Consider the following 24,821-nt stretch of genomic DNA (forward strand, 5'->3'; position numbering starts at 1 on the left):
GGCAGCGGAACCCAAGGCGGGAGCGAAGGCCTAAACTGCCGGATACGCACCCTGGAGAACACTCATGAGCCGGACCGAAACCGATAGCCTGGGCACCATCGAGGTGCCCGACGACGCCTACTGGGGCGCCCAGACCCAGCGCTCGCTGGAGAACTTCGCCATCGGCGGCCAGCGCATGCCGCTCGCCGTGATCCACGCCCTGGCGCTGATCAAGAAAGCCGCCGCGCGGGTCAACGACCACCTCGGCGAACTGCCGCCGGAAGTCGCCCGGTTGATCGAACAGGCCGCCGACGAGGTCCTCGCAGGCCGCCACGACGAACACTTCCCGCTGGTGGTCTGGCAGACCGGCAGCGGCACCCAGACCAACATGAACGTCAACGAGGTGATCGCCGGCCGCGCCAACGAACTGGCCGGCAATCCGCGCGGCGGCAAGTCGCCGGTGCATCCCAACGACCACGTCAACCGCGCGCAGAGTTCCAACGACAGCTTCCCCACCGCCATGCACATCGCCGCCGCCAAGGCCGTGCACGAACAATTGCTGCCGGCCATCGCCGAGCTTTCCGGCGGTCTCGCCGAACAGTCGGCGCGGCACGCCAGCCTGGTCAAGACCGGGCGCACCCACCTGATGGACGCCACGCCGATCACCTTCGGCCAGGAACTCTCGGCCTTCGTCGCCCAGCTCGACTACGCCGAGCGCGCCATCCGCGCGGCGCTGCCGGCGGTCTACCAGTTGGCCCAGGGCGGCACCGCGGTGGGCACCGGGCTCAACGCGCCGAAGGGCTTCGCCGACGCCATCGCCGCGGAAATCGCCGCCGAATCGGGCCTGCCCTTCGTCGCCGCGCCGAACAAGTTCGCCGCCCTGGCCGGCCACGAGCCGCTGGTCATCCTCTCCGGCGCCCTGAAGAGCCTGGCGGTGGCCCTGATGAAGATCGCCAACGACCTGCGCCTGCTCGGCTCAGGCCCACGCGCCGGCTTCGCCGAGGTGAAGCTGCCGGCCAACGAGCCGGGCAGCTCGATCATGCCCGGCAAGGTCAACCCGACCCAGTGCGAGGCGCTGTCGATGCTGGCCTGCCAGGTCATGGGCAACGACAGCACGATTTCCTTCGCCGCCAGCCAGGGCCATCTGCAACTCAACGTGTTCAAGCCGGTGATCGTCTACAACCTGCTGGAGTCCATCCGCCTGCTCGCCGACGGCTGCCGCAACTTCAACAAGCATTGCGTCGCCGGCCTGGAGCCGGACGCCCAGCGCATGGCCGACCTGCTGGAGCGCGGCCTGATGCTGGTCACCGCACTGAACCCGCACATCGGCTACGACAAGGCCGCCGAAATCGCCAAGAAGGCCTACGCCGAAGGCACCACCCTGCGCGCCGCGGCGCTGCAGCTGGGCTACCTGGACGAAGCGCAGTTCGACGAATGGGTACGGCCGGAGCAGATGCTGGAGGCCGGCCACCATGGTTGAAACCGCCAAGACCGGCGCCACCCCGCTGGAAGGCGACGGCAAGCGCATCCTGCTGCTCGTCGGCTCGCCCAAGCGCAAGAGCTTCTGCCACCTGCTCGCCGAATGCTACGCCCAGGGCGCGCGCAGCAAGGATCACGTGGTGCGCGAACTGAAGCTGGGCGAACTGGCCTTCGACCCGATCCTCCACGAAGGCTACGAACAGAGCCAGGTGCTCGAACCCGACCTGCTGGAAGCGCAGCGGCAGATCCACTGGGCCGAGCACCTGGTGTTCGTCTACCCGGTCTGGTGGGGCGGCCTGCCGGCGCTGCTGCAGGGCTTCTTCGACCGCGCCCTGCAGCCGGGCTTCGCCTTCCGCTACCGCGGCACCCAGGACAAGGACTGGGAGCAACTGCTGGGCGGGCGCAGCGCCGACCTGCTGGTCTGCCACGACCAGCCGCTGTCGCGGCTGCGCTTCCTCAAGGGCCCGCCGGCGCACCGGCAGATGGTGCGCAGCGTGCTCGGCGCCTGTGGCATCGCCACCCGCCGCCTGGAAGAGTTCGCGCCGATGCGCAGTTCCAGCGAGGAACAGCGCCAGGGCTGGCTGCGTCGCGCCGAACAGCTCGGCAGCCAGGTCTAGTTCCCTTCCCGCCCGGCTGCGGCCGGGCGCGGACACTGATCGTTCTGACAGGTCCGCCACCTTCCCGCCGGCTTCCCTTCCCCGCCCCCATGGCGGCCCTTTGCCTGCCTCTACCGGCTCACAGTGCGGGTGCCGACCGCTTTGCATTCCGCGACATCCATCAGGAATGGGTAGCGAATCTGACCGGCCCGTCACATTTGGTAGGGACCTCAAACCGGCACCGAGGGCTAGGATCAGCCCGCTTCGAAATGAATCCGGTTCTGGAAAAAAGGACTTGTCATGAAACACTACTCAGCCACCCTGGCACTCCTGCCACTCACCCTCGCCCTGTTCCTGCCCCAGGCAGCCCATGCCCACGGCTCGATGGAAACGCCGCCCAGTCGGGTCTACGGCTGCTTCCTCGAAGGTCCGGAGAATCCCAAGTCGGCCGCCTGCAAGGCCGCCGTCGCCGCCGGCGGCACCCAGGCGCTGTACGACTGGAATGGCGTCAACCAGGGCAACGCCAACGGCAACCACCAGGCGGTGGTCCCCGACGGCCAGCTCTGCGGCGCCGGCAAGGCACTGTTCAAGGGCCTGAACCTGGCTCGCAGCGACTGGCCCAGCACTGCCATTGCGCCGGACGCCAGCGGCAACTTCCAGTTCGTCTACAAGGCCAGCGCGCCGCACGCGACCCGCTACTTCGACTTCTACATCACCAAGGACGGCTACAACCCCGAGAAGCCGCTGGCCTGGAGCGACCTGGAACCCGCGCCGTTCTGCTCGATCACCAGCGTCAAGCTGGAGAACGGCACCTACCGGATGAACTGCCCGCTGCCCCAGGGCAAGACCGGCAAGCATGTGATCTATAACGTCTGGCAGCGCTCGGACAGCCCGGAAGCCTTCTACGCCTGCATCGACGTGAGCTTCAGCGGCGCCGTCGCCAACCCCTGGCAAGCGCTGGGCAACCTGCGCGCGCAGCAGGACCTGCCGGCCGGTGCTACCGTCACCCTGCGTCTGTTCGATGCCCAGGGCCGCGACGCCCAGCGTCACAGCCTGACCCTGGCCCAGGGCAACAACGGTGCCAAGCAATGGCCGCTGGCGCTGGCGCAGAAGGTCAACCAGGACTCCACCCTGGTCAACGTCGGCGTGCTGGATGCCTACGGGGCGGTCAGCCCGGTGGCCAGCTCGCAGGACAACCAGGTCTACGTGCGCCAGGCCGGCTACCGCTTCCAGGTCGACATCGAACTGCCGGTCGAGGGCGGCGGCGAGCAGCCGGGCGGCGACGGCAAGGTCGACTTCGACTATCCGCAAGGCCTGCAGCAATACGACGCCGGGACCGTAGTGCGCGGTGCCGATGGCAAGCGCTACCAGTGCAAGCCCTACCCGAACTCCGGCTGGTGCAAGGGCTGGGACCTCTACTACGCCCCGGGCAAGGGCATGGCCTGGCAGGACGCCTGGACCCTGCTGTAACGCCCTCGACTGCCGCCCGCTCCGGGCGGCAGTCGTTTTCGCCGCCAGGCACCCGCCGCGAGACGGCGAATCCGCGCAACGGTACAGTCCCCCGGCGAAACCCTGGCTACGTGTGCCTGTTCAATCTGCCGTGCGCTCCCTAGGCTGGTCCGACCACCAGCACGGGGAAACCACGCATGCCTTTTTCTCTCGCCTCCCTCCAACAAGCCGCCGCCATCGTCCACCAGAGCCTGCCGCCGACGCCGCAGATACGCTGGCCACTGCTATGCGAGGCACTGGGTTGCGAAGTGTGGATGAAGCACGAGAACCACCTGCCGGTGGGGGCCTTCAAGCTGCGCGGCGGCCTGGTGTATTTCCACCACCTGGCGCACCAGGATGAGCGGCCGGCCGGCGTGATCAGCGCCACCCGCGGCAACCACGGCCAGTCGGTGGCCTTCTCGGCGAGCCGCTACGGCATCCAGCCGATCATCGTCGTGCCGCACGGCAACAGCCGCGAGAAGAACGCGGCGATGCGCAGCCTCGGCGCGGAGCTGATCGAGCATGGCGAGGACTTCCAGGCCTCCCGCGAATACGCCGCCGAGCGCGCCCGGCACGAAGGCCTGCACCTGATTCCGGCGTTCCATCCCTGGCTGGTGGCCGGGGTCGCCAGCTACAGCCTGGAGTTGTTCGCCGCGCTGGCCGACCTTGACGAAGTCTACGTGCCGATCGGTATGGGTTCGGGCATCTGCGGCCTGATCGCCGCGCGCGACGCGCTGGGCCTGAAGACCCGCATCGTCGGCGTGGTGTCCGCCCATGCGCCGGCCTACGCCCTGTCGTTCGAGGCCGGCACGGCGATCAGCCACCCGGTCGACACCCGCCTGGCCGACGGCATGGCGTGCAGTACGCCGGACCCGAGCGCGCTGGAAATGATCCTGGCCGGCGCCGATCGCCTGGTGCGGGTCAGCGACAGGGAGATCGGCGCGGCCATGCGCCTGTGCTTCACCAGCACCCACAACGTCGCCGAGGGCGCCGGGGTGGCGGCGCTGGCCGCCGCCTGGCAGGAGCGCGAGCGCCTGAAGGGGCTGAAGGTAGGCCTGATCCTCAGCGGAGCGAACGTCGACCGCGAGGTATTCGCCGAGCAACTGGCCGCCGGCGACTGAGCCGGCGCCGCTAGGCCAGCCCCGCGAGGAGCAGCAGCCACCAGGCGAGCACCAGCAACTGCACGAAGAAGCCGGCGAAACGCAGCCAGACGAACAGCGCGGAGGTGCTGACCAGGTGCATCAGCGACTGGAACAGCCGGGCGCCGAGCACCAGTGGCGCCAACGGGTCGGTCAGGCTGCTCTGCCCGCTGGCGATCGCGTAGAGCAGCGCGCCGGCCAGCAGCGGCAGGTTCTCCACGCAGTTGGCATGGACTCGCACCAGCCGCTGGCCGAAACCGCCAGGCGTGTTGCTGCCATCGGCGGCGAAGGCGTTCACCGCCATCCGCCCGCCGAGTACCAGCAGGCCGCGCTGGCTGACCAGCAGGAAGACCAGCAACAGGGTCCAGGCGATCAGGCCGAGCAGGCAGATCGCGCTAGGGCTGAGAAACATGGATGACGCTCCTTCTATTGTCTTGTCGTGGGAAGGATGAAGCGTCTGGATTCTAGGCCGGCTAGAGCAATTGCTCTATTCGCAGTCCGCCGGCCTTAAGTCGTGTTCTGCCGGTACGCCGCTCGGCCCCGATGTCCGCCGTCGGCGGATGCGTAACCGGACGACCCACTGCCCGCGGCTTTCCGAACGGACAAAGAAAAGCCCCGCCGAAGCGGGGCCTTCCTTGCACGCAGCACTCAGGGCTGTCTTCTCATCAGAGCGAATCGAGATAGCGCTCCACATCCAGCGCGGCCATGCAGCCGGCGCCGGCCGAGGTGATCGCCTGGCGGTAGACGTGGTCGGCCACGTCGCCGGCGGCGAACACACCCGGTACGTTGGTCGCGGTGGCGTTGCCTTCGCGCCCGCCGTTGACCACCAGGTAGCCGTCCTTCAGGGCCAGTTGCCCTTCGAACAGCGAGGTATTGGGAGTATGGCCGATGGCGACGAACATGCCATCCACGGCGATCTCCTCGCTGCCACCATCGCGGTTCTTCAGGCGCACTCCGGTGACGCCCATCGTGTCGCCAAGCACCTCATCGACCTCGGCGTTGAGCTTGAGCACTATCTTGCCTTCGGCGACCCGCGCCTGCAGCTTGTCCTGGAGGATCTTCTCGGCGCGGAAGGTCTCGCGACGATGCACCAGGGTCACCCGGCTGGCGATGTTGGCCAGGTACAGGGCCTCTTCGACAGCGGTATTGCCGCCGCCGATCACCGCCACTTCGCGGTTGCGGTAGAAGAAACCGTCGCAGGTGGCGCAGGCCGACACGCCCTTGCCCATGAACGCCTGCTCCGACGGCAACCCCAGGTAGCGCGCGCTGGCACCGGTGGCGACGATCAGTGCGTCGCAGGTGTAGGTGCCATTGTCGCCGCGCAGGGTGAACGGCTTGCCGGCCAGGTCCACGGCATGGATGTGGTCGAAGACAATCTCGGTCTCGAAGCGCTCGGCGTGCTCCTGCATCCGCTGCATCAGTGCCGGGCCGGTCAGGCCGTGGGGATCGCCCGGCCAGTTGTCGACCTCGGTGGTGGTGGTCAACTGGCCGCCGGCCTGCATGCCGGTGATCAGCAGCGGTTTGAGGTTGGCGCGCGCGGCGTAGACAGCCGCGCTGTAACCGGCGGGACCGGAACCGAGGATAATCACTCGGGCGTGGCGGAGGGTATCGGGCATCTCGTCGGACTCCTGCCGACATCAGCGTCGGCGCGAATAAAAACGGGGCCACCAAAGCACATGGGGAAGGCTTGGAAGGAGCGGTCGCCCCGGAAAAAGGTCGGTCGGGCACACTTCGCGCCCGCCATCGGGATTACAGAGCCTCGGCGTTCTCGGCCAGGTACGAGGCCACGCCCTCGGCGCTCGCCTTCATGCCTTTCTGGCCCTTGCGCCAGCCGGCCGGGCAGACCTCGCCGTGTTCCTCGGTGAACTGCAGGGCCTCGACCAGACGCACCATCTCGTCCACCTCGCGCCCCAGCGGCAGGTTGTTCACCACCTGGTGCTGGACCACCCCGGCGCGGTCGATCAGGAACGAAGCACGCAAGGCCACGCCGTCCTCGTGCTCGATGCCGTAGGCGCGGGTGATCTCGTGCTTGACGTCGGCGACCATGGTGAACTCGACCGCGCCGATGCCGCCCTTCTCCACCGGCGTGCTGCGCCAGGCGTGATGGGTGAACTGCGAGTCGATGGAGACACCGACCACCTCGACGCCCAGCTCGCGGAACTTATCCATGCGGTTGTTGTGGGCAATGATTTCCGAGGGGCAGACGAAAGTGAAGTCGAGCGGCCAGAAGAACAGTACGACGTACTTGCCGCGCAGGCTGGAAAGCTGGAAGGCATCGACGATGGAACCGTCGCCGAGGACCGCGGCGGCAGTGAAGTCGGGGGCTTGCTTGTTGACCAGTACGCTCATCGTCGAGGCTCCTAGAAGGTTGGGTTCCGCCCGGCGACGCCAGGCTCCCGGAAGAATATGCAGCGCAGGTTACCCAGCCACGACGATGCATTGAAATGTCGAATTTCAATTCGCACGATAGAGTCAGCCTATGCTCTCAACCTGCGGCTAGACTCATGCTGTCGCCCATTACCCGTCCTCACCGCATGCCCCTACGCACACGCCTGCTCTGGCTGTTCCTGCCGTTGCTGGCCGCCAGTCTCGGCGGTATCTGGCTCTTGTCGGAAAGCATCCTGCTGAGCCGTTTCGACCGAGAGGACCAGCAACGCCTGCAAGAGGGCGCCACCGTCCTGCACAACCGGCTGGACTTCGAGTTGAAGCGCCACCTGGACATCGTTCGCACCTACGCCTGGTGGGATGCCAGCTACGACTTCATCCAGCGCCCCAACGAGACCTTCGAACAGGAAAACCTCGACCACGAGATGCTCGACGACCTGGGGTTCGACTTCGTCCTGTTCCTCGACGACCGGGGTCACCTGCAACTGAAGCAGTGGTCCCCGCCCGCGCCCGACCAGCGCGTGCTCTTCGGCGCCCCCTCGGCGAGCGACCAGGCCCTGCTCGAGGCACTGCAGCAACGCGCCATCCGCCTCGGCGCGCTGGACTTTCGCGGACGCACCGACCACAGCCTGAGCGAGCTGCTGCTGGTCGACAACCTGCCGACCCTGCTGGTCAGCGTGCCTATCAGCAACAACCAGGGTAGCGCGCCGGCGAAGGGCGCGATCCTCGCCGGCTACTTCCTTGACCGGGAACGCCTGGCCAACCTCCGCGAACAGATGCAGGCCGACCTGCAACCGATGCCCAACATCGCCACCGACGCCACCTGGAAGCCGCTGCGCAGCCGCAGCGGCAGTACCCACAACCAGGCCCTGCTCAGCCCACGGCGGTTCATCGGCGAACATGTCCAGCAGGTCTCGGTGCAGTACCTGAGTTCCAGCGGCGAGCCGCAGCTGCGCTTCGACATCACCAAGAAACGCCTGCTCTACATCCAGGGCGAGAAGGCCATCAACTTCTTCCTCGGCGCCTCCCTGCTGGTCGCGCTGGGCGCTTTCCTGGTCGGCTACCTGGCCCTGGAGCTGTGGGTCCTGCGCCGGGTCCAACGGCTCAACCGGGAGGTCGCCGAAGTCGGACGCAACGCCCACTCGATACGCCTGAGCGACTTCGGCAACGACGAGCTGGGACAACTGGCGGGCGAGATGAACCAGATGCTCGAGCGCCTGGAACACAGCGAGGCGCGCGACCGGGCGATCCTCCAGTCGATGCGCGACGGCTACTTCGAAATGGACGTCGACGGCGTGATCCTCACCGTCAACCCCGCGCTCTGCCAACTGCTCGGCCAGACGCGCGAAACGCTGATCGGCCATCCCTACTACGAACTGCTCGGCGAAGACGACCTGGCGCGTGCCCGCCAACCCTTCCAGCGCGCCATGCAGAGCGGCGCAGGCAAGACCTTCGCCATCCCCCTGCAGCGCGCCGACGGCAGCCTCGGCTACTTCGAGGCCACGGTTTCGCTGATCCACGACCTGCAGGGCGAACTACGGGGCTACCGCGGCATCGTCCGCGACGTCAGCGACCAGATCGCCTACCAGCAGCAATTGCTGGAAATGGCCTACCGCGACCCGCTGACCGGCCTGGGCAACCGCAAGGCCTTCGACGAACAGCTCGGCCAGGCGTTGCTTCGCGCCGGCTCCGGCGGAAGCGAACTGGCGCTGCTGTACCTGGACCTGGACCGCTTCAAGGAGGTCAACGACCGCTTCGGCCACGACATCGGCGATGCCCTCCTCAGGACCGTCGCCGAACGGGTACGCAGCACCCTGCGGCAGCCGGACAAGGCCTACCGCCTGGGCGGCGACGAATTCGCCGTGCTCCTCGAGGACAGCCAGGAAAACAATCCGCAGCGCCTCGCAGAACGCCTGCTGGCGGCGCTGGTCCAACCGATCGCGCTGAATGGCGAACGCATCGACTTCGTCACCCCGAGCATCGGCATCGCTCTCTACCCGCGGCATGCCGGCGATGCCGAAGGACTGGTCCGTGCCGCCGACAGCGCCATGTACCAGGCCAAGCGCCAGCGCAACCACTATTGCCTGTACCAGGCGCCAGCCTGAAATGCGCGGTCAAACAGGCTCTGTCGCGGGCTTTCGCCAGTCTGCTAAGGTTTCAGCCCGCATCCCATCGGAGAACCATTCCCTATGCCAGCCCTGAGCGGCCCGCAATACCTCGGCGAAGGCCTGAAGCTGATCATGCGTCCCGGCCTGCGCCTGTTCGTGCTGATCCCCCTGACCCTCAACCTGCTGGTGTTCGCCCTGCTGATCGGCTTCGCGATGCAGCAGTTCAGCCACTGGGTCGACCTGCTGATGCCCAGCCTGCCCGACTGGCTGAGCTTCCTGCAGTACATCGTCTGGCCGCTGTTCGTCCTGCTGGTGCTGGTGATCGTGTTCTTCACCTTCACCATGGTCGCCAATATCATCTCCGCGCCGTTCAACGGCTTCCTCTCGGAAAAGGTCGAGGTGGTGGTTCGCGGCCGCGACGACTTCCCGCCGTTCAGCTGGGCCGAACTGCTGGCGATGATCCCGCGCACCATGGGTCGCGAGATGCGCAAGCTCGCCTACTTCCTGCCGCGCGCGCTGGTGCTGCTGGTGCTGAGCTTCGTGCCCGGGGTCAACCTGATCGCCACGCCGCTGTGGATCCTCTTCGGCATCTGGATGATGGCGGTGCAGTACATCGACTATCCGGCGGACAACCACAAGCTCGGCTGGAACGAGATGCTCGCCTGGCTGCGCAGCAAGCGCTGGGCGTGCATGGGTTTCGGCGGGATGACCTACCTGGCGCTGCTGATCCCGCTGGTCAACCTGGTCATGATGCCCGCCGCCGTCGCCGGCGCCACCCTGTTCTGGGTCCGCGAGGAAGGCGAGAAGGCGCTGGTGAAATAAGCATGCGCCCGGTGTCCGCTGTCGGCATTGTCAGGCGGGCGTCAGCGCCCTGACAGCCGGCGTCGGGCACACTACGAATGCCCTCGGGAGCGTCGGCGCAGGCCGCAGCCGAGACCTGCGCCAGCCCTTGCAGACCGGCTCGACGCTGCCGAACCGACTGGCCGCCGGTGCTTCCCCACGCAGGCGGCCTTTTTTTACCCCCCTGCCTTGCCGTCCATGCAGGATGGCCGGCGCTCACCCCCTTCCTGTCCGCTACGCCCCCCCTCGACGCCGCCACCCTGGCACTACAGTGGCAACCAGGCGAGGCAGGCTCCGGCCCGCTTTCGATGACCACCGTCCCCAGCCCGCCCAGCGGCGGAAAACAAGAAGAGGGTCGCCATGTCACGTTCCGCATTCACCGCGCTCTTGCTGTCCTGCGTCCTGCTGGCGCTCTCCATGCCTGCCACGGCCGACGACCTGCCCTACCGCTTCGGCCTGGGCAAGGCGGACATCACCGGCGAAGCCGCCGAAGTCGGCATGATGGGTTACTCCTCCCTCGAACAGAAGACCGCCGGCATCCACATGCGCCAGTGGGCGCGTGCCTTCGTGATCGAGGAAGCGGCCAGCGGCCGTCGCCTGGTCTACGTCAACACCGACCTGGGGATGATCTTCCAGGCCGTGCACCTGAAGGTCCTGGCCCGGCTCAAGGCGAAGTACCCCGGTGTCTACGACGAGAACAACGTGATGCTCGCCGCCACCCACACCCACTCCGGTCCGGGCGGCTTCTCCCACTACGCGATGTACAACCTGTCGGTGCTCGGCTTCCAGGAAAAGACCTTCAACGCCATCGTCGACGGCATCGTCCGCTCCATCGAGCGGGCCCAGGCCAGGTTGCAGCCCGGCCGCCTGTTCTACGGCAGCGGCGAGCTGCGCAACGCCAGCCGCAACCGTTCGCTGCTGTCGCACCTGAAGAACCCGGACATCGCCGGCTACGAGGATGGCATCGACCCGCAGATGAGCGTGCTCAGCTTCGTCGACGCCAACGGCGAGCTGGCCGGCGCGATCAGTTGGTTCCCGGTGCACAGCACCTCGATGACCAACGCCAATCACCTGATCTCCCCGGACAACAAGGGCTACGCCTCCTATCACTGGGAGCACGACGTCAGCCGCAAGAGCGGTTTCGTCGCCGCCTTCGCCCAGACCAATGCCGGCAACCTGTCGCCCAACCTGAACCTGAAGCCCGGCTCCGGTCCCTTCGACAACGAGTTCGACAACACCCGCGAGATCGGTCTGCGCCAATTCGCCAAGGCCTACGAGATCGCCGGCCAGGCCCAGGAGGAAGTGCTCGGCGAACTGGATTCGCGCTTCCGTTTCGTCGACTTCACCCGCCTGCCGATCCGCCCGGAGTTCACCGACGGCCAGCCGCGCCAGTTGTGCACCGCGGCCATCGGCACCAGCCTGGCCGCCGGTAGCACCGAAGACGGTCCAGGCCCGCTGGGGCTGGATGAAGGCAACAATCCGTTCCTCTCGGCCCTTGGCGGGTTGCTCACCGGCGTGCCGCCGCAGGAACTGGTGCAATGCCAGGCGGAAAAGACCATCCTCGCCGACACCGGCAACAAGAAACCCTACCCCTGGACGCCGACGGTGCTGCCGATCCAGATGTTCCGCATCGGCCAGTTGGAACTGCTCGGCGCCCCCGCCGAGTTCACCGTGATGGCCGGGGTGCGGATCCGCCGCGCGGTGCAGGCGGCCAGCGAAGCGGCCGGTATCCGCCATGTGATCTTCAATGGCTACGCGAATGCCTATGCCAGCTACGTCACCACCCGCGAGGAATACGCCGCCCAGGAATACGAAGGCGGCTCGACCCTCTACGGCCCCTGGACCCAGGCCGCCTACCAGCAGTTGTTCGTCGACATGGCGGTGGCGCTGCGCGAACGCCTGCCGGTGGAAACCTCGGCGATAGCGCCGGACCTGTCCTGCTGCCAGATGAACTTCCAGACCGGAGTAGTGGCCGATGATCCCTATATCGGCAAGTCCTTCGGCGACGTGTTGCAACAACCCAGGGAAAGTTATCGCATCGGCGACAAGGTGACCGTCGCTTTCGTGACCGGACATCCGAAGAATGACTTGCGCACCGAGAAGACTTTCCTGGAAGTGGTGAATATCGGCAAGGATGGCAAACAGACGCCCGTGACCGTTGCCACCGATAATGACTGGGATACCCAATACCGCTGGGAGAGAGTGGGTATATCTGCCTCGAAAGCGACTATCAGCTGGTCCATTCCACCAGGGACCGAGCCCGGCCATTACTACATCAGGCACTATGGCAACGCGAAGAACTTCTGGACCCAGAAGATCAGCGAAATCGGCGGCTCGACCCGCTCCTTCGAGGTGCTCGGCACCACTCCCTAGCGGGCTCCAGCCAAGGTTTCGAGATTCGCCAGCCAACTTTATGACGCATGAAAGTCGTCAAATAAAATGTGATTTAAAACACATGAACAAGTGACCTTTCATTCAGCCGACAAGGGCATGGAACTCCATTTCCGTGCCCTTTGTTTTTATCCCGAAAAACTTCTCAAGTTGTCGCTCAAGGTCATATCGAAGTCGCTTTCGGGATCAACCGATAAATTATCGCCATGAAACCATCGGCTCGCTGTATTCCCTGCCGGAAAAACAGCGAAGACGATTAATCATCTCGAAACAAGAAGTACGCAGATTGATGGAAATCAAAAAACCACCCGGGAAATAAAACGATGACCGAAAACTGGAAATTCCGCCGTCGAACCTTTCTCAAGCACGGCGCCCAGGCCGCTACCCTGGCCGGCCTTTCCGGGCTGTTCCCGGAGACGCTCCGGCGCGCCCTGGCCGTCGAGCCGGACATCCGCACCGGAACCATCCAGGACGTCCAGCACGTGGTCATCCTGATGCAGGAGAACCGCAGCTTCGATCACTACTTCGGCCACCTCAACGGCGTCCGCGGCTTCAACGACCCTCGCGCGCTCAAGCGCCAGGACGGCAAGCCGGTCTGGTACCAGAACTACAAGTACGAGTTCTCCCCCTATCACTGGGATACCAAGGTCACCAGCGCCCAGTGGGTGAGTTCGCAGAACCATGAATGGTCGGCCTTCCACGCGATCTGGAACCAGGGCCGCAACGACAAGTGGATGGCGGTGCAGTACCCCGAAGCCATGGGCTACTTCAAGCGCGGCGACATTCCCTACTACTACGCCCTGGCCGACGCCTTCACCCTGTGCGAGGCCTACCACCAGTCGATGATGGGCCCGACCAATCCGAACCGCCTCTACCACATGAGCGGACGCGCCGCCCCCAGCGGCGACGGCAAGGACGTACACATCGGCAACGACATGGGCGACGGCACCATCGGCGCCAGCGGCACGGTGGACTGGACCACCTATCCCGAGCGGCTAAGCGCCGCTGGCGTGGACTGGCGGGTCTACCAGGAAGGCGGCTACCGCTCCTCGTCACTCTGGTACCTGTACGTCGACGCCTACTGGAAATACCGGCTCCAGGAGCAGAACAACTACGACTGCAACGCCCTCGCCTGGTTCAGGAACTTCAAGAACGCTCCGCGCGATTCGGACCTCTGGCAGCGCGCCATGCTCGCCCGCGGCGTCGACCAGTTGCGCAAGGATGTGCAAGAAAACACGCTGCCGCAGGTGTCCTGGATCGTCGCGCCCTACTGCTACTGCGAGCATCCCTGGTGGGGCCCCTCGTTCGGCGAGTACTACGTGACCCGGGTGCTCGACGCGCTGACCAGCAACCCCGAGGTCTGGGCCAGGACCGTGTTCATCCTCAACTACGACGAGGGCGACGGCTTCTATGACCACGCCAGCGCCCCGGTGCCGCCGTGGAAGGATGGCGTCGGCCTTTCCACGGTCAGCACCGCCGGCGAGATCGAGGCATCCAGCGGGCTGCCCATCGGGCTCGGCCACCGCGTCCCGCTGATCGCCATCTCGCCCTGGTCGAAGGGCGGCAAGGTCAGCGCCGAAGTGTTCGACCATACCTCGGTGCTGCGCTTCCTCGAACGCCGCTTCGGCGTCGTCGAGGAAAACATCTCGCCCTGGCGGCGTGCCGTCTGCGGCGACCTGACTTCGCTGTTCGACTTCCAGGGCGCAGGCGATACCCAGGTCGCCCCCGACCTGACCAACGTCCCGCAGAGCGACGCGCGCAAGGAGGACGCCTACTGGCAGCAGTTCTACCGGCCCAGTCCCAAATACTGGTCCTACGAGCCCAAGAGCCTGCCCGGCCAGGAAAAGGGCCAGCGCCCTACCCTCGCGGTGCCCTACCAGTTGCACGCCACGCTGGCCCTCGACATCGCCACCGGCAAGCTGCGCCTGACCCTGGGCAACGACGGCATGAGCCTGCCGGGCAATCCGCAGGGACACTCCGCTGCGGTATTCCAGGTGCAGCCGCGGGAAGTCGGCAATCCGCGCTTCTATACCGTGACCAGCTATCCGGTGGTCCAGGAAAGCGGAGAGGAACTGGGCCGGACCCTCAACGACGAACTCGACGACCTGATCGACGCCAACGGCCGCTACGCCTTCGAGGTGCACGGCCCCAACGGCTTCTTCCGCGAGTTCCACGGCAACCTGCATCTCGCCGCGCAGATGGCGCGGCCCGAGGTATCGGTCACCTATCAACGCAACGGCAACCTGCAGTTGAACATCCGCAATCTCGGCCGCCTGCCGTGCAGCGTGACGGTGACGCCGAACCCGGCCTATACCCAGGAGGGCAGCCGTCGCTATGAACTCGAACCGAACCAGGCGATCAGTGAAGTGTGGCTGTTACGCAGCAGCCAAGGCTGGTACGACCTCAGCGTGACCGCCAGCAATACGGAAGCCAACTATCTCCGCCGCCTGGCCGGACACGTCGAGACCGGCAAGCCGAGCAGGAGCGATCCATTGCTCGACATCGCAGCGACCTGAAGCGAGGAGTCCATCGCATGAGACCTACCCTGACCTGGACCTTGCTGGCCCTGCTGCTCTGCGGCACGGCCATCGGCGCCGTCCTGTTGTTTTACCCATCGGAGCCGGCGCCCGTCGCGCCCTTCGCGTCTCCCCCGCAGGCCACACCGGCGGCAAAACCTTCCATTCCTTCCCGAGCCCCCGAGATGAATACAGCCACCGCTCCCGACAACCTGGAACAGCAACTCGGCGAGTTCGGCCGCAACGCCGGGCAGATGTCCGAGATCGAACGCAAGCAGGCCGCCGAAGGCCTGATCGAACAGCTCAAGCGCGAGGTGGCGGTCGGCGCCGATCCGCGCCAGACCTTCGAGGAGATCCAGCGTCTGACGCCCTATGTGAAGGCCGATGCCAGGCGCCGCGAGGCGCTCGACTTCGAGATCTGGATGGCGCTCAAGGACAACGCCTCCGTCCAGCAGCAAGCGCCGACGCCTGGCGAGGAAGAGCAACTGCGCGAATACGCGCAAGAGTCGGACAAGGTGATCGCCGAGGTGCTCGCCAGCGTCGACGACGAGGAGCAGCGTCACGCCGCCATCGACGAACGCCTCAAGGCCCTGCGCAAGCAGATCTTCGGCGAGGAGAACCCACGCCTGCTGCAACGCTGAAATCCACGGCGCCCCGACCGGGGCGCCGTCACGCAAGCGTCACCAAAACTTCACATCCGCTACACGGCGTCGGTCGACACTGACGTCATGAGCAGACCTCTAAGCATCGCCCTGATCAGCGAAACCTACCCCCCGGAAGTCAACGGCGTCGCCAATACCCTGGGTCGCCTGCATGCCGGTCTCCAGCAGCTTGGCCATCGGGTCCAGGTGGTGCGCCCGCGCCAGCCCGGCGACGACGGCCGGCGCAGCGACGCCGAGCTGGTGCTGACCCGCGGCTGGCCGTTGCCCGGCTACCCCGGCCTGCAATGGGGCATGTCGAGCCTGCACAAGCTGCTGCGCTGCTGGAAGCGCCAGCGCCCGGACGTGCTCTACATCGCCACCGAAGGCCCGCTCGGCTTCTCTGCCCTGCGCGCCGCGCGGCGCCTGGGCATCCCGGCGGTCAGCGGCTTCCACACCAACTTCCAGCAGTACAGCGAGCACTACGGCTTCGGTCCGCTGACCCGGCTGGTCACCGGCTACCTGCGCTGGTTCCACAACCGCACGCAGATGACCCTGGTGCCCAGCGGCAGCCAGCGCATGGAATTGCAACGGCGCGGTTTCGAACGCCTCAACCTGCTCTCCCGCGGGGTCGACAGCCAACTCTTCCATCCCTCCCGGCGCGATCCCGAACTACGCCGGCGCTGGGGCCTGGGCGAACAGGACATCGCCGTGCTGCACGTCGGCCGGCTGGCGGCGGAGAAGAACCTCGGCCTGCTCGGCGGCACCTTCCGCGCGCTCTGCGCCGCCCATCCGCAGCTGAAGCTGCGCCTGGTACTGGTGGGCGACGGGCCGGAGCGCAAGCACCTCGAACGGGACCTGCCCGAAGCGCTGTTCTGCGGCGTCCAGCGCGGCGAAACCCTGGCCGCCCACTACGCCTCGGGCGACCTGTTCCTCTTCCCAAGCCTGTCGGAGACCTTCGGCAACGTGGTCCTCGAAGCCCAGGCCGCCGGCCTCGCGGTGGTCGCCTTCGACCAGGCCGCCGCCGGCCAGCACATCCGCCATGGGCACAACGGCGTGCTCGCCGCGCCGGGCGACAAGAGCGGCTTCGTCGAAGTCGCCAGTTGGCTGCTGGACGACCAGGAACGCCTGCGCCGGGTCCGTCTCAACGCCCGCCAGCACGCCAGCCGGCAAGGTTGGGACAGCATCGTCGAGCACTTCCAGAACTACCTGGAGGACGCCTGCGCCAGTCCGCTGGTCCAGCCCGCTCGGTCGAAGCCCGAGCGGCCGCCGGCGGAGGATGGCGGGGCCTTGCCACGCAGCCGCGAGTAGGTCTCAGGCAAAGGCTTTCGGCGCGGCGATGAAGCCCAGGCTCATGGCCCCGGCGCCCAGGTTGATGCCGCCGGTGGGACTGAGCATGCCCAGGTGCAAGTGGATGTCGCGCTCGCGGCAGGCGTTCTCCAGCGCGGCGAAGCCCGGCAGGTCGCGCAGCGCGGTCGGATCGCCGGCATAGCTGAGACCCAGTTGCGGTGCCAGCAGCTCACCCGCCTGTACCCGCGCCAGGGCATAGCCGAACAGCTTCTCCGCCGACTTCTCGAAGCTCGGCGAGAGCGCCACCGGTTTGTCCTCGCCATCGGCCAGGCTGAACACCGGCTTGACGTCGAGCAGCGAGCCCAACCCCAGCGCCGCGCCCTTGACCCGGTCGACGAAACCGCTGCGATCACCCTTCTGGAAGCCGCGCCGGCGCAAGTGGCCCAGATCGTCGGCGACCAGGTAGGTGCAGGTCTGCTGGCTGAGCTGTTCGAGGCGCGTACGCAGCGCGTTGGGGTGGCTGCCCTGCGCCAGCAGGCGCGTGCCCTCGGCCGCCAGGCAGGCGATGCCGGCGAACACCGAGTGGCTGTCGAGTACGCGCAGGGTGAAGGGACCGGCGATACCGGCCGCGTGGCGGCGCTCGTGGTAGTGCTGGAGCAGGCCGAAGGAGGCCTGCGTGGCGTGCTCGAAGATCGGGCTGCGCAGGCTGTCGACGGTGAGGCAGACCACGTAGTCGAAGTCGGTCACCAGTTCGTCGAGGAACCATTGCTGCAACTCGGCGGCGGAGAGCGGCTGGCTGCCGTCCTTGCTACCGACCTTGGGCAGGTGGTCGCGGTAGAAGCTCAGGGTGGTGTCGGGGTCGCGTCGATCGATGAGCCGCTGCTCGCCCAGGCGGATCCCGATCGGCATCACGCGGATGCCGTGGGCGGCGAGGAATTCGGACGGCAGGTCGCAGGTCGCGTCGACCACCAGGCCGATACGCATGGATTCGCTCCTCTGGCCGTTTCTCGGCCTATTGTTGTGTTGGCGGTCATACAATGCCGGTTTCGGACTTTGAAGTCAGCCGGTCGCAGGGCGGGTTTTCGGAAAAAATCACGGCCATGAAAAATCCCACCCCGAGGGGTGGGATCTGCTTGCTGGCGCGGCGCCGGGCCGGTGCGTCGCGGACGCGCCTTCAGACCAGGCTGGCCAGGGCCTCGCGGCTGAACGGCTTGATGTCGCCGATACGCCCCTCGCGGACCTTCACCGCCCACTCCGGATCCACCAGCAGCGCGCGGCCCACCGCGACCAGGTCGAACTCGCCCTTGTCCAGGCGCTCCACCAGGCCGTCGATGCTCGCCGGCTGCGCCACCTCGTCGGTTTTGCCGAAGAATTGCAGGAACTCGCTGCCGTCCAGGCCGACGTTACCCACGGTAATGGTCGGCTTGCCGGTCAGCTCGCGGGTCCAGCCGGCCAGGTTGAGTTCCGAGCCTTCGAACTCGGGAATCCAGAAGCGGCGGGTCGAGCAGTGGAAGATATCGACGCCGGCCTCCACCAGCGGCGCGAGGAACTCGCGCAGGCCCTCCGGGGTTTCCACCAGGCGCGCGGAATAGTCCTGCTGCTTCCATTGGGAGAAGCGGAAGATGATCGGGAAATCCGCGCCGACCGCCGCGCGCACCGCCCGCACCAGCTCGACGGCGAAGCGCGAGCGATTGGCCAGGCTGCCGCCGTACTCGTCGTCCCGCTGGTTGCTGCCTTCCCAGAAGAACTGGTCGATCAGGTAGCCGTGGGCGCCGTGGATCTCCACCCCATCCATGCCGATCGCCTGGGCGTCGCGGGCGGCCTGGGCGAAGGCGGCGATGACCTCCTGGATGTCGGCCTTGCTCATGCCGTGGACCAGCACCTTGCCGTCCTTGGCCTTCTCCATCGGGCCGTAGCCGGGCACGCTGGCGTCCGGCTCCACGCCCAGGCGCCGAACGCTGCCGACGTGCCAGAGCTGCGGAACGATGCGCCCGCCCTCGGCATGCACTGCGTCGACCACCTGCTTCCAGCCGGCCAGGGCGTCCTCGCCATAGAAGCGCGGCACGTTCGGATAACCGTTGGCGGCCTTGTGGCCGACCGTGGTGCCTTCGCTGACGATCAGGCCGACGCCGGCGGCGGCGCGCCGGCGGTAGTACTCGACGACCTTGGCGTTGGGTACGCCGCCCGGGGAAAAGTTGCGGGTCATCGGCGCCATCACCACACGGGTGGGCAGCTCCAGGGCGCCGAGACGGAACGGTTGGAACAGGGCTTCTACGGGGGCACTCATGGACGGACTCCTGAGGGGGAATGGGAGGTTCGGGCAGGTATCAGGCGCGGAGCAGCAGCTCCAGGCGCGACATGAAAGCATTCAACGGAGCGAGGCCGGCGCCGACCTTGAAGCGCGCCAGGGCGCCCTGCCAGGCGAAGCCGATGAAGCCGGCCAGGCTCGCGCAGTCCTCGTCGGCGGCCAGTTCGCCGGCCTCGCGCGCCTGCTCCAGGCAGTCCTGGAGGATTTGCGCGGAAGCCTGCAGGATCGACTCGACCTTGGCCGCGATCGGCGGCGACAGCTCGGCCATCTCGAAGCTCAGGCTGCCGATGAAGCAGTGGTATTCGGGCTTTTCCTGGCGGGCGAAGTGCTCCAGCAGCTCGCCGTAGTAGCGCAGCACCCGCTCGCGCGGGCTGAAGCGGCTGTCGCCGAGGGCCTGGGCGTAGCGCGCCAGGCGCGGCGCGTAGACGTGCTCCAGGGCCTGCTGGGCGAAGGCTTCCTTGCTGTCGAAGTAGTGATAGAAGGAGCCCTTGGGGATGCGCGCGGCCTGGACGATCTCCAGCACCCCGGTGCCGTGGTAGCCACGCCGGGTCATGACCTCGGAGCCCTTGGCCAGGATCAGTTCGCGCTTGTCGAGTCGGTTGCTAGTCATGGAACGAGAGAATATGACCGGTCGTCTCGTCCGCCCAGCATTATCAACGGCGGTGATCAGGCGTTACAGGCAGGGACTTATCGCGTTGCGTCATGAACCGGCGCAAGACAGGAAAGGAAGCGGCGGGACGCGAACGCGTCCCGCGGGGGAGATCAACCCAGGGCCTTCTCGATGGCTTGCACCAGGGCCGGGTCGTCCGGCGCCGTGCGCGGGCTGAAACGCGCCAGCACGCGACCGTCGGGACCGAGGAGGAATTTCTCGAAGTTCCAGGTGATGTCGCCGGGAAACTCCGCGCCCTCGCCCGCCAGCAGGCGATAGAGCGGATGCCGCGCGCTGCCGTTGACCTCGACCTTGGCGCTCATCGGGAAGCTGACGCCATAGTTCAGGCTACAGAAGGACTGGATATCCGCCTCGCTGCCCGGCTCCTGGCCGGCGAACTGGTTGCAGGGCACGCCGAGCACCGCGAAACCGCGCTCGCGGTAGGTCTGGTAGAGATTCTCCAGGCCGGCGTACTGGGGTGTCAGGCCGCATTTGGAGGCGACATTGACCACCAGCAGCACCTTGCCCTTGAACGGGGAAAGCGGCAGGTCCTGTCCATCCAACCCCTGCAGGGTGAGATCGTGAAAGGCACTCATGACGTACTCCTTGCGCATTCAGCGACACAACGTGCCAAGCCCCGCACCGGGCAAGAACCCTGGCTGCGGCGCATCCCCAGGGACGGGGTAAAGAGCCCAGGCATGGCGCATGACGCGAAAGGCGCCCAAAGGCGCCTTTCGCTATACCAGCTTAGCAGTTCCGCCGGCGGACGGCCCAGGCCATCAATCGGCGAATGAACGCCGATCAGTGGTGGTGACCGCCTTCGCCATGGATGTGACCATGGGCGATTTCCTCGGCGTTGGCCTCGCGCACGTCGACTACCTTGACCTTGAAGTTCAGGCGCTGGCCGGCCAGCGGATGGTTGCCGTCGACGGTCACGTCGTCGCCGTCGATGTCGCGGATGGTGACGATCTGCATGCCGCCGTCCGGAGCCGAGGCGTGGAACTGCATGCCGACTTCCAGTTCGTCGACGCCTTCGAACATCTCGCGGGTCAGGGTCGCGACCAGTTCGGCGCTGTATTCGCCATAGGCGTCTTCCGGCTCGATGGCGACGCTCAGTTCGTCACCGACGTTCTTGCCTTCCAGGGCCTTCTCCAGGCCGACGATGATGTTGCCGGCACCGTGCAGGTAGACCAGCGGCGCGCCACCAGCGGAACTGTCGATGACATCCCCGGCGTCGTTGGTCAGGGTATAGTCGATGGAAACCGCCTTGTTGGCCGCGATCTGCATGGTTCGAAACCTTTTCGATAAAGAAGATGAATGCGTAAGTGTACGCATCAATAGCCCCGAAAGCGACCGCGCCCCTGATGAACGGGGCGCGCGAGCGCCGTCGCGGGTGATTGATTTTCATCAGGACGAGGAAGGCCATTGGGTGGCAGTCTTGTCCTGTGGCCATACTCAACACCTGCGCCACCAACCGCCCTGGCAATCGCGCGCCTGGGTCCTTGACGAAAACGAGCGGCACAGACAGCTCGGCCGCGAATTTCGCTGCGGCTGGTGTGCCCGGGAAGAAGAAGAGCAGACCAAGGAGCAGTGATGCCCTCACGCAACATACTGGTGATCAACTGCGGCAGTTCGTCGATCAAGTTCGCCCTGGTCAACGAGGCCCACTCCCTGTTTCCCCTGCACGGCCTCGCCGAGCGCCTGGGCAGCCGCGATGCGGTGCTGCGCTGGAAGCGCGGCGGCGACAGCGACAGCCTGATGATTCCCAACGCCGACCACCGCGCCGCCCTCGCCCAGTTGCTGCCGATGGTGCAGAACGCCGCGGGCGGCAAGCTCCACGGCATCGGCCACCGGGTGGTGCATGGCGGCGAGCTGTTCACCCATGCCACGCGCATCGACGACCGGGTGGTCGAGGCGATCCGGGCCACCGCGCCGCTGGCGCCGCTGCACAACCCGGCCAACCTGCAAGGCATCGAGGCAGCAATGACGCTGTTTCCCAAGCTGCCCCACGTCGCCGTGTTCGACACCGCCTTCCACCAGAGCCTGCCGGAGCACGCCTACCGCTACGCCCTACCGGAGGCCCTCTACCGTGAGCATGGCGTGCGCCGCTACGGCTTCCACGGCACCAGCCACCGCTACGTCAGCCACCGCGCCGCGGAAATGGCCGGGTTGGCGGTCGGCGACAGCAGTTGGCTCAGCGCCCACCTTGGCAATGGCAGCTCGACCTGCGCCATCGTCAACGGCCAGAGCCTCGACACCAGCATGGGCCTGACCCCGCTGGAAGGCCTGGTAATGGGCACCCGCAGCGGCGACGTCGACCCCAACCTGCACAGCCACCTGGCGCGGACCCTGGGCTGGAGCCTGGAGCGCATCGACTCGATGCTGAACAACGAAAGCGGCCTGCTCGGCCTCTCCGACCTGTCCAACGACATGCGCACCCTGGAACAGGAGCGCGAGCAGGGCCACCCCGGCGCGGCCCTGGCGATCGAGGTGTTCTGCTACCGCCTGGCCAAGTCCCTGGCGGCGATGAGCTGCGCCCTGCCACAGCTGGACGGGGTGATCTTCACCGGTGGCATCGGCGAGAACTCGCCGCTGGTGCGCGCCAAGACCGCCGCCCACCTGCGGCTGTTCGACCTGCGCCTCGACCAGGAGGCCAACGCCCGCTGCGTGCGCGGCGTCGCCGGGCCGATCCAGGCCGCGGGGCATCCGCGGGTACTGGTGATCCCGACCAACGAAGAGCGGCAGATCGCCCTCGACACGCTGGCCCTGCTCGACTGAACTGGATCGACGCCCCCGCCCAACCAGGCGGCGTGGCCAAACGCACGGCTTAAGGAGCCCAGATGCATACCTTCTTCATCGCCCCGACCGGTTTCGGCGTCGGCCTCACCTCGATCAGCCTCGGCCTGCTTCGCGCCCTGGAACGCGCCGGGCTGAAGGTCGGCTTCTTCAAACCCATCGCCCAGCTGCATCCCGGCGACCTCGGCCCGGAGCGCTCCAGCGAACTGGTGGCGCGCACCCACGGCCTGGATACGCCGAAGCCGCTGCCGCTGGCCCAGGTCGAGCGGATGCTCGGCGACGGCCAACTGGACGAACTGCTCGAAGAGATCATCAGCCTCTACCAGCGCGCCGCCGCCGACAAGGACGTGGTGATCGTCGAAGGCATGGTACCGACCCGTCACGCCAGCTACGCCGCGCGGGTCAACTTCCACCTGGCGAAGAGTCTCGACGCCGAGGTGATCCTGGTCTCCGCGCCGGAAAACGAGACGCTCACCGAACTGACCGACCGTATCGAGATCCAGGCCCAGCTGTTCGGCGGCCCGCGCGATCCGAAGGTGCTCGGGGTGATCCTCAACAAGGTCCGCGGCGAGGCCGACGCGGCCAACGCCGAGGACGGCGTGGCGGACTTCGCCCGGCGCCTCACCGAACACTCGCCGCTGCTGCGCGACGACTTCCGCCTGATCGGCTGCATTCCCTGGCAGGACGAACTCAACGCCGCGCGCACCCGCGACATCGCCGACCTGCTCAGCGCACGGGTGATCAACGCCGGCGACTACGAGCAGCGCCGGGTGCAGAAGATCGTGCTATGCGCCCGCGCCGTGCCCAACACCGTGCAACTGCTCAAGCCCGGCGTGCTGGTGGTGACCCCCGGCGACCGCGACGACATCATCCTCGCCGCCAGCCTGGCCGCGATGAACGGCGTACCCTTGGCCGGCCTGCTGCTGTGCAGCGACTTCCCGCCCGACCCGCGGATCATGGAACTCTGCCGCGGCGCCCTGCAGGGCGGCCTGCCGGTGCTGTCGGTGGCCACCGGCTCCTACGACACCGCGACCAACCTGAACCGGATGAACAAGGAAATCCCGGTGGACGACCGCGAGCGCGCCGAGCGGGTCACCGAGTTCGTCGCCGGGCACATCGATTTCGAATGGCTCAAGCAGCGCTGCGGCACGCCGCGCGAGCTGCGCCTGTCGCCGCCGGCGTTCCGCTACCAGGTGGTGCAACGCGCGCAGAAGGCCGGCAAGCGCATCGTCCTGCCCGAGGGCAGCGAGCCGCGCACCGTGCAGGCGGCGGCGATCTGCCAGGCGCGCGGCATCGCCCGCTGCGTGCTGCTGGCCAAGCCGGACGAGGTCCAGGCGGTGGCCCAGGCCCAGGGCATCGTGCTACCGGAAGGCCTGGAGATCATCGACCCGGACCTGGTTCGGCAGCGCTACGTCGAACCGATGGTCGAGCTGCGCAAGGGCAAGGGGCTGAACGCGCCGATGGCGGAGCAGCAACTGGAGGACAGCGTGGTCCTGGCGACCATGATGCTTGCCCTGGACGAGGTCGACGGCCTGGTCTCCGGCGCCATCCACACCACCGCCAGCACCATCCGCCCGGCGCTGCAACTGATCAAGACCGCGCCCGGCTACAACCTGGTGTCGTCAGTGTTTTTCATGTTGTTACCGGACCAGGTGCTGGTCTACGGCGATTGCGCGGTGAATCCCGATCCTTCGGCCAGTGACCTGGCCGAGATCGCCGTGCAGAGTGCCGCGTCGGCGCAGGCTTTCGGCATCCCGGCACGGGTCGCGATGATCAGCTACTCCACCGGCGACTCCGGTTCCGGGGTCGATGTCGACAAGGTTCGCGAGGCCACCCGCCTGGCGCGCGAGCAGCGCCCCGACCTGTTGATCGACGGACCCTTGCAGTATGATGCCGCCGCCATCGCCAGCGTCGGCCGCCAGAAGGCGCCGAACAGCCCGGTGGCCGGGCAGGCCACGGTGTTCATCTTCCCCGACCTGAACACCGGCAACACCACCTACAAGGCGGTGCAGCGCAGCGCCGATTGCGTCAGCGTCGGGCCGATGCTGCAAGGCCTGCGCAAACCGGTGAACGACCTGTCGCGCGGCGCGCTGGTGGAAGACATCGTCTACACCATCGCCCTCACCGCCATCCAGGCGGACGCCCAGGCCCCGGCCTGAAGGAACGCCGCCCAGTGGGCGGCACTGGCTTCGGCCAGGCACGAGGATGTGCCATGTGAA

At 66.8% G+C, this 24,821-nt stretch carries 21 protein-coding genes; 13 read left to right on the forward strand and 8 right to left on the reverse strand.

Annotated features, from left to right (window positions below):
* The first annotated feature begins 64 nt into the window (after positions 1–64).
* The 4 genes from M6E97_RS18955 to M6E97_RS18970 all read left to right on the forward strand — a co-directional run bounded on the left by M6E97_RS18955 (position 65) and on the right by M6E97_RS18970 (position 4,663).
* The gene (locus tag M6E97_RS18955; RefSeq protein ID WP_003085854.1) at positions 65–1,459 is read left to right on the forward strand and encodes a class II fumarate hydratase; all 1,395 of its coding nucleotides are present in this window, start codon (positions 65–67) and stop codon (positions 1,457–1,459) included.
* On the forward strand, positions 1,452–2,075 hold the full coding sequence (locus M6E97_RS18960; protein WP_003134308.1) for an NAD(P)H-dependent oxidoreductase: 624 nt from the start codon (positions 1,452–1,454) through the stop codon (positions 2,073–2,075). The genes M6E97_RS18955 and M6E97_RS18960 overlap by 8 nt, the downstream gene beginning before the upstream one ends.
* Positions 2,076–2,354: 279 nt before the next feature.
* Positions 2,355–3,524 (forward strand): chitin-binding protein CbpD, encoded by a 1,170-nt coding sequence (gene cbpD / locus M6E97_RS18965; protein ID WP_003109418.1) that lies wholly within the window; start codon positions 2,355–2,357, stop codon positions 3,522–3,524.
* Between the two features lie 176 nt (positions 3,525–3,700).
* Positions 3,701–4,663 carry a threonine dehydratase gene (locus tag M6E97_RS18970; RefSeq protein WP_003134311.1) on the forward strand — a complete coding sequence of 321 codons (963 nt, stop codon included), beginning with the start codon at positions 3,701–3,703 and terminating at the stop codon, positions 4,661–4,663.
* Positions 4,664–4,673: 10 nt separating this feature from the next.
* Here M6E97_RS18970 and M6E97_RS18975 read toward each other — a convergent pair whose 3' ends face one another.
* The 3 genes from M6E97_RS18975 to M6E97_RS18985 all read right to left on the reverse strand — a co-directional run bounded on the left by M6E97_RS18975 (position 4,674) and on the right by M6E97_RS18985 (position 7,030).
* Positions 4,674–5,093, reverse strand: a complete 420-nt coding sequence (locus tag M6E97_RS18975) for an MAPEG family protein (protein ID WP_003085846.1) — start codon at positions 5,091–5,093, stop codon at positions 4,674–4,676.
* 253 nt (positions 5,094–5,346) lie between these two features.
* Entirely contained in the window at positions 5,347–6,297 is a 951-nt protein-coding gene (gene trxB, locus M6E97_RS18980; RefSeq protein WP_003134313.1) for a thioredoxin-disulfide reductase, read from the reverse strand.
* Between the two features lie 133 nt (positions 6,298–6,430).
* Positions 6,431–7,030 carry a peroxiredoxin gene (locus M6E97_RS18985; RefSeq protein WP_003085842.1) on the reverse strand — a complete coding sequence of 200 codons (600 nt, stop codon included), beginning with the start codon at positions 7,028–7,030 and terminating at the stop codon, positions 6,431–6,433.
* Positions 7,031–7,215: 185 nt separating this feature from the next.
* Here M6E97_RS18985 and M6E97_RS18990 point away from each other — a divergent pair, with 185 nt between their 5' ends.
* The 6 genes from M6E97_RS18990 to M6E97_RS19015 all read left to right on the forward strand — a co-directional run bounded on the left by M6E97_RS18990 (position 7,216) and on the right by M6E97_RS19015 (position 16,870).
* Complete coding sequence (locus M6E97_RS18990; RefSeq protein ID WP_023980572.1) at positions 7,216–9,171, forward strand: diguanylate cyclase domain-containing protein; 1,956 nt, start codon at positions 7,216–7,218, stop codon at positions 9,169–9,171.
* A gap of 84 nt (positions 9,172–9,255) precedes the next feature.
* Positions 9,256–9,996, forward strand: a complete 741-nt coding sequence (gene cysZ / locus M6E97_RS18995) for a sulfate transporter CysZ (RefSeq protein WP_003085838.1) — start codon at positions 9,256–9,258, stop codon at positions 9,994–9,996.
* Between the two features lie 378 nt (positions 9,997–10,374).
* Complete coding sequence (gene cerN, locus M6E97_RS19000) at positions 10,375–12,387, forward strand: ceramidase CerN (protein WP_009315291.1); 2,013 nt, start codon at positions 10,375–10,377, stop codon at positions 12,385–12,387.
* Between the two features lie 341 nt (positions 12,388–12,728).
* Positions 12,729–14,921, forward strand: coding sequence for a phosphocholine-specific phospholipase C (locus M6E97_RS19005; RefSeq protein ID WP_033939117.1), 2,193 nt, complete (start codon positions 12,729–12,731; stop codon positions 14,919–14,921).
* A gap of 17 nt (positions 14,922–14,938) precedes the next feature.
* Entirely contained in the window at positions 14,939–15,562 is a 624-nt protein-coding gene (gene plcR, locus M6E97_RS19010) for a phospholipase C accessory protein PlcR (RefSeq protein ID WP_034005566.1), read from the forward strand.
* A gap of 87 nt (positions 15,563–15,649) precedes the next feature.
* Positions 15,650–16,870, forward strand: a complete 1,221-nt coding sequence (locus M6E97_RS19015) for a glycosyltransferase family 4 protein (protein ID WP_003085828.1) — start codon at positions 15,650–15,652, stop codon at positions 16,868–16,870.
* Between the two features lie 3 nt (positions 16,871–16,873).
* Here the strand turns inward: M6E97_RS19015 and M6E97_RS19020 are convergent, their stop codons facing one another.
* The 5 genes from M6E97_RS19020 to M6E97_RS19040 all read right to left on the reverse strand — a co-directional run bounded on the left by M6E97_RS19020 (position 16,874) and on the right by M6E97_RS19040 (position 21,093).
* Positions 16,874–17,833, reverse strand: a complete 960-nt coding sequence (locus tag M6E97_RS19020; RefSeq protein ID WP_033939115.1) for a DegV family protein — start codon at positions 17,831–17,833, stop codon at positions 16,874–16,876.
* A gap of 190 nt (positions 17,834–18,023) precedes the next feature.
* Complete coding sequence (locus M6E97_RS19025) at positions 18,024–19,136, reverse strand: NADH:flavin oxidoreductase (RefSeq protein ID WP_003085824.1); 1,113 nt, start codon at positions 19,134–19,136, stop codon at positions 18,024–18,026.
* Positions 19,137–19,176: 40 nt separating this feature from the next.
* Complete coding sequence (locus M6E97_RS19030; RefSeq protein ID WP_003085819.1) at positions 19,177–19,767, reverse strand: TetR/AcrR family transcriptional regulator; 591 nt, start codon at positions 19,765–19,767, stop codon at positions 19,177–19,179.
* A 152-nt stretch (positions 19,768–19,919) separates the two neighbouring features.
* Positions 19,920–20,402 (reverse strand): glutathione peroxidase, encoded by a 483-nt coding sequence (locus M6E97_RS19035; RefSeq protein WP_003109429.1) that lies wholly within the window; start codon positions 20,400–20,402, stop codon positions 19,920–19,922.
* 205 nt (positions 20,403–20,607) lie between these two features.
* Entirely contained in the window at positions 20,608–21,093 is a 486-nt protein-coding gene (locus M6E97_RS19040; RefSeq protein WP_003085816.1) for an FKBP-type peptidyl-prolyl cis-trans isomerase, read from the reverse strand.
* Here M6E97_RS19040 and M6E97_RS19045 point away from each other — a divergent pair.
* From M6E97_RS19045 to pta, 3 genes are all read left to right on the forward strand, one after another.
* Positions 21,062–21,400 carry a DUF3565 domain-containing protein gene (locus tag M6E97_RS19045; RefSeq protein ID WP_003109430.1) on the forward strand — a complete coding sequence of 113 codons (339 nt, stop codon included), beginning with the start codon at positions 21,062–21,064 and terminating at the stop codon, positions 21,398–21,400. The two genes, M6E97_RS19040 and M6E97_RS19045, sit on opposite strands and share 32 nt — an antisense overlap.
* Positions 21,400–22,584 (forward strand): acetate kinase, encoded by a 1,185-nt coding sequence (locus M6E97_RS19050; RefSeq protein ID WP_003085814.1) that lies wholly within the window; start codon positions 21,400–21,402, stop codon positions 22,582–22,584. Before M6E97_RS19045 ends, M6E97_RS19050 begins: the two co-directional genes overlap by 1 nt.
* A 62-nt stretch (positions 22,585–22,646) precedes the next feature.
* Positions 22,647–24,761, forward strand: a complete 2,115-nt coding sequence (gene pta, locus M6E97_RS19055) for a phosphate acetyltransferase (protein ID WP_003085813.1) — start codon at positions 22,647–22,649, stop codon at positions 24,759–24,761.
* Positions 24,762–24,821: the final 60 nt, after the last annotated feature.

The sequence above is a fragment of the Pseudomonas sp. B111 genome (assembly GCF_026428275.1).
Taxonomy (GTDB): domain Bacteria; phylum Pseudomonadota; class Gammaproteobacteria; order Pseudomonadales; family Pseudomonadaceae; genus Pseudomonas; species Pseudomonas aeruginosa.

Excerpts from the sequence above, each read along its gene's own strand:
- pta (WP_003085813.1), top strand. The coding sequence starts at position 22,647 with ATGCATACCTTCTTCATCGCCCCGACCGGTTTCGGCGTCGGCCTCACC.
- M6E97_RS18955 (WP_003085854.1), top strand. The coding sequence starts at position 65 with ATGAGCCGGACCGAAACCGATAGCCTGGGCACCATCGAGGTGCCCGAC.
- M6E97_RS19050 (WP_003085814.1), top strand. The coding sequence starts at position 21,400 with ATGCCCTCACGCAACATACTGGTGATCAACTGCGGCAGTTCGTCGATC.
- plcR (WP_034005566.1), top strand. The coding sequence starts at position 14,939 with ATGAGACCTACCCTGACCTGGACCTTGCTGGCCCTGCTGCTCTGCGGC.
- cerN (WP_009315291.1), top strand. The coding sequence starts at position 10,375 with ATGTCACGTTCCGCATTCACCGCGCTCTTGCTGTCCTGCGTCCTGCTG.
- M6E97_RS18990 (WP_023980572.1), top strand. The coding sequence starts at position 7,216 with ATGCCCCTACGCACACGCCTGCTCTGGCTGTTCCTGCCGTTGCTGGCC.
- M6E97_RS18975 (WP_003085846.1), bottom strand. The coding sequence starts at position 5,093 with ATGTTTCTCAGCCCTAGCGCGATCTGCCTGCTCGGCCTGATCGCCTGG.
- M6E97_RS19015 (WP_003085828.1), top strand. The coding sequence starts at position 15,650 with ATGAGCAGACCTCTAAGCATCGCCCTGATCAGCGAAACCTACCCCCCG.
- M6E97_RS19045 (WP_003109430.1), top strand. The coding sequence starts at position 21,062 with ATGGAAACCGCCTTGTTGGCCGCGATCTGCATGGTTCGAAACCTTTTC.
- M6E97_RS19005 (WP_033939117.1), top strand. The coding sequence starts at position 12,729 with ATGACCGAAAACTGGAAATTCCGCCGTCGAACCTTTCTCAAGCACGGC.
- M6E97_RS19030 (WP_003085819.1), bottom strand. The coding sequence starts at position 19,767 with ATGACTAGCAACCGACTCGACAAGCGCGAACTGATCCTGGCCAAGGGC.
- cbpD (WP_003109418.1), top strand. The coding sequence starts at position 2,355 with ATGAAACACTACTCAGCCACCCTGGCACTCCTGCCACTCACCCTCGCC.
- trxB (WP_003134313.1), bottom strand. The coding sequence starts at position 6,297 with ATGCCCGATACCCTCCGCCACGCCCGAGTGATTATCCTCGGTTCCGGT.
- M6E97_RS18970 (WP_003134311.1), top strand. The coding sequence starts at position 3,701 with ATGCCTTTTTCTCTCGCCTCCCTCCAACAAGCCGCCGCCATCGTCCAC.
- M6E97_RS19040 (WP_003085816.1), bottom strand. The coding sequence starts at position 21,093 with ATGCAGATCGCGGCCAACAAGGCGGTTTCCATCGACTATACCCTGACC.
- M6E97_RS19025 (WP_003085824.1), bottom strand. The coding sequence starts at position 19,136 with ATGAGTGCCCCCGTAGAAGCCCTGTTCCAACCGTTCCGTCTCGGCGCC.
- M6E97_RS19035 (WP_003109429.1), bottom strand. The coding sequence starts at position 20,402 with ATGAGTGCCTTTCACGATCTCACCCTGCAGGGGTTGGATGGACAGGAC.
- M6E97_RS19020 (WP_033939115.1), bottom strand. The coding sequence starts at position 17,833 with ATGCGTATCGGCCTGGTGGTCGACGCGACCTGCGACCTGCCGTCCGAA.
- cysZ (WP_003085838.1), top strand. The coding sequence starts at position 9,256 with ATGCCAGCCCTGAGCGGCCCGCAATACCTCGGCGAAGGCCTGAAGCTG.
- M6E97_RS18985 (WP_003085842.1), bottom strand. The coding sequence starts at position 7,030 with ATGAGCGTACTGGTCAACAAGCAAGCCCCCGACTTCACTGCCGCCGCG.
- M6E97_RS18960 (WP_003134308.1), top strand. The coding sequence starts at position 1,452 with ATGGTTGAAACCGCCAAGACCGGCGCCACCCCGCTGGAAGGCGACGGC.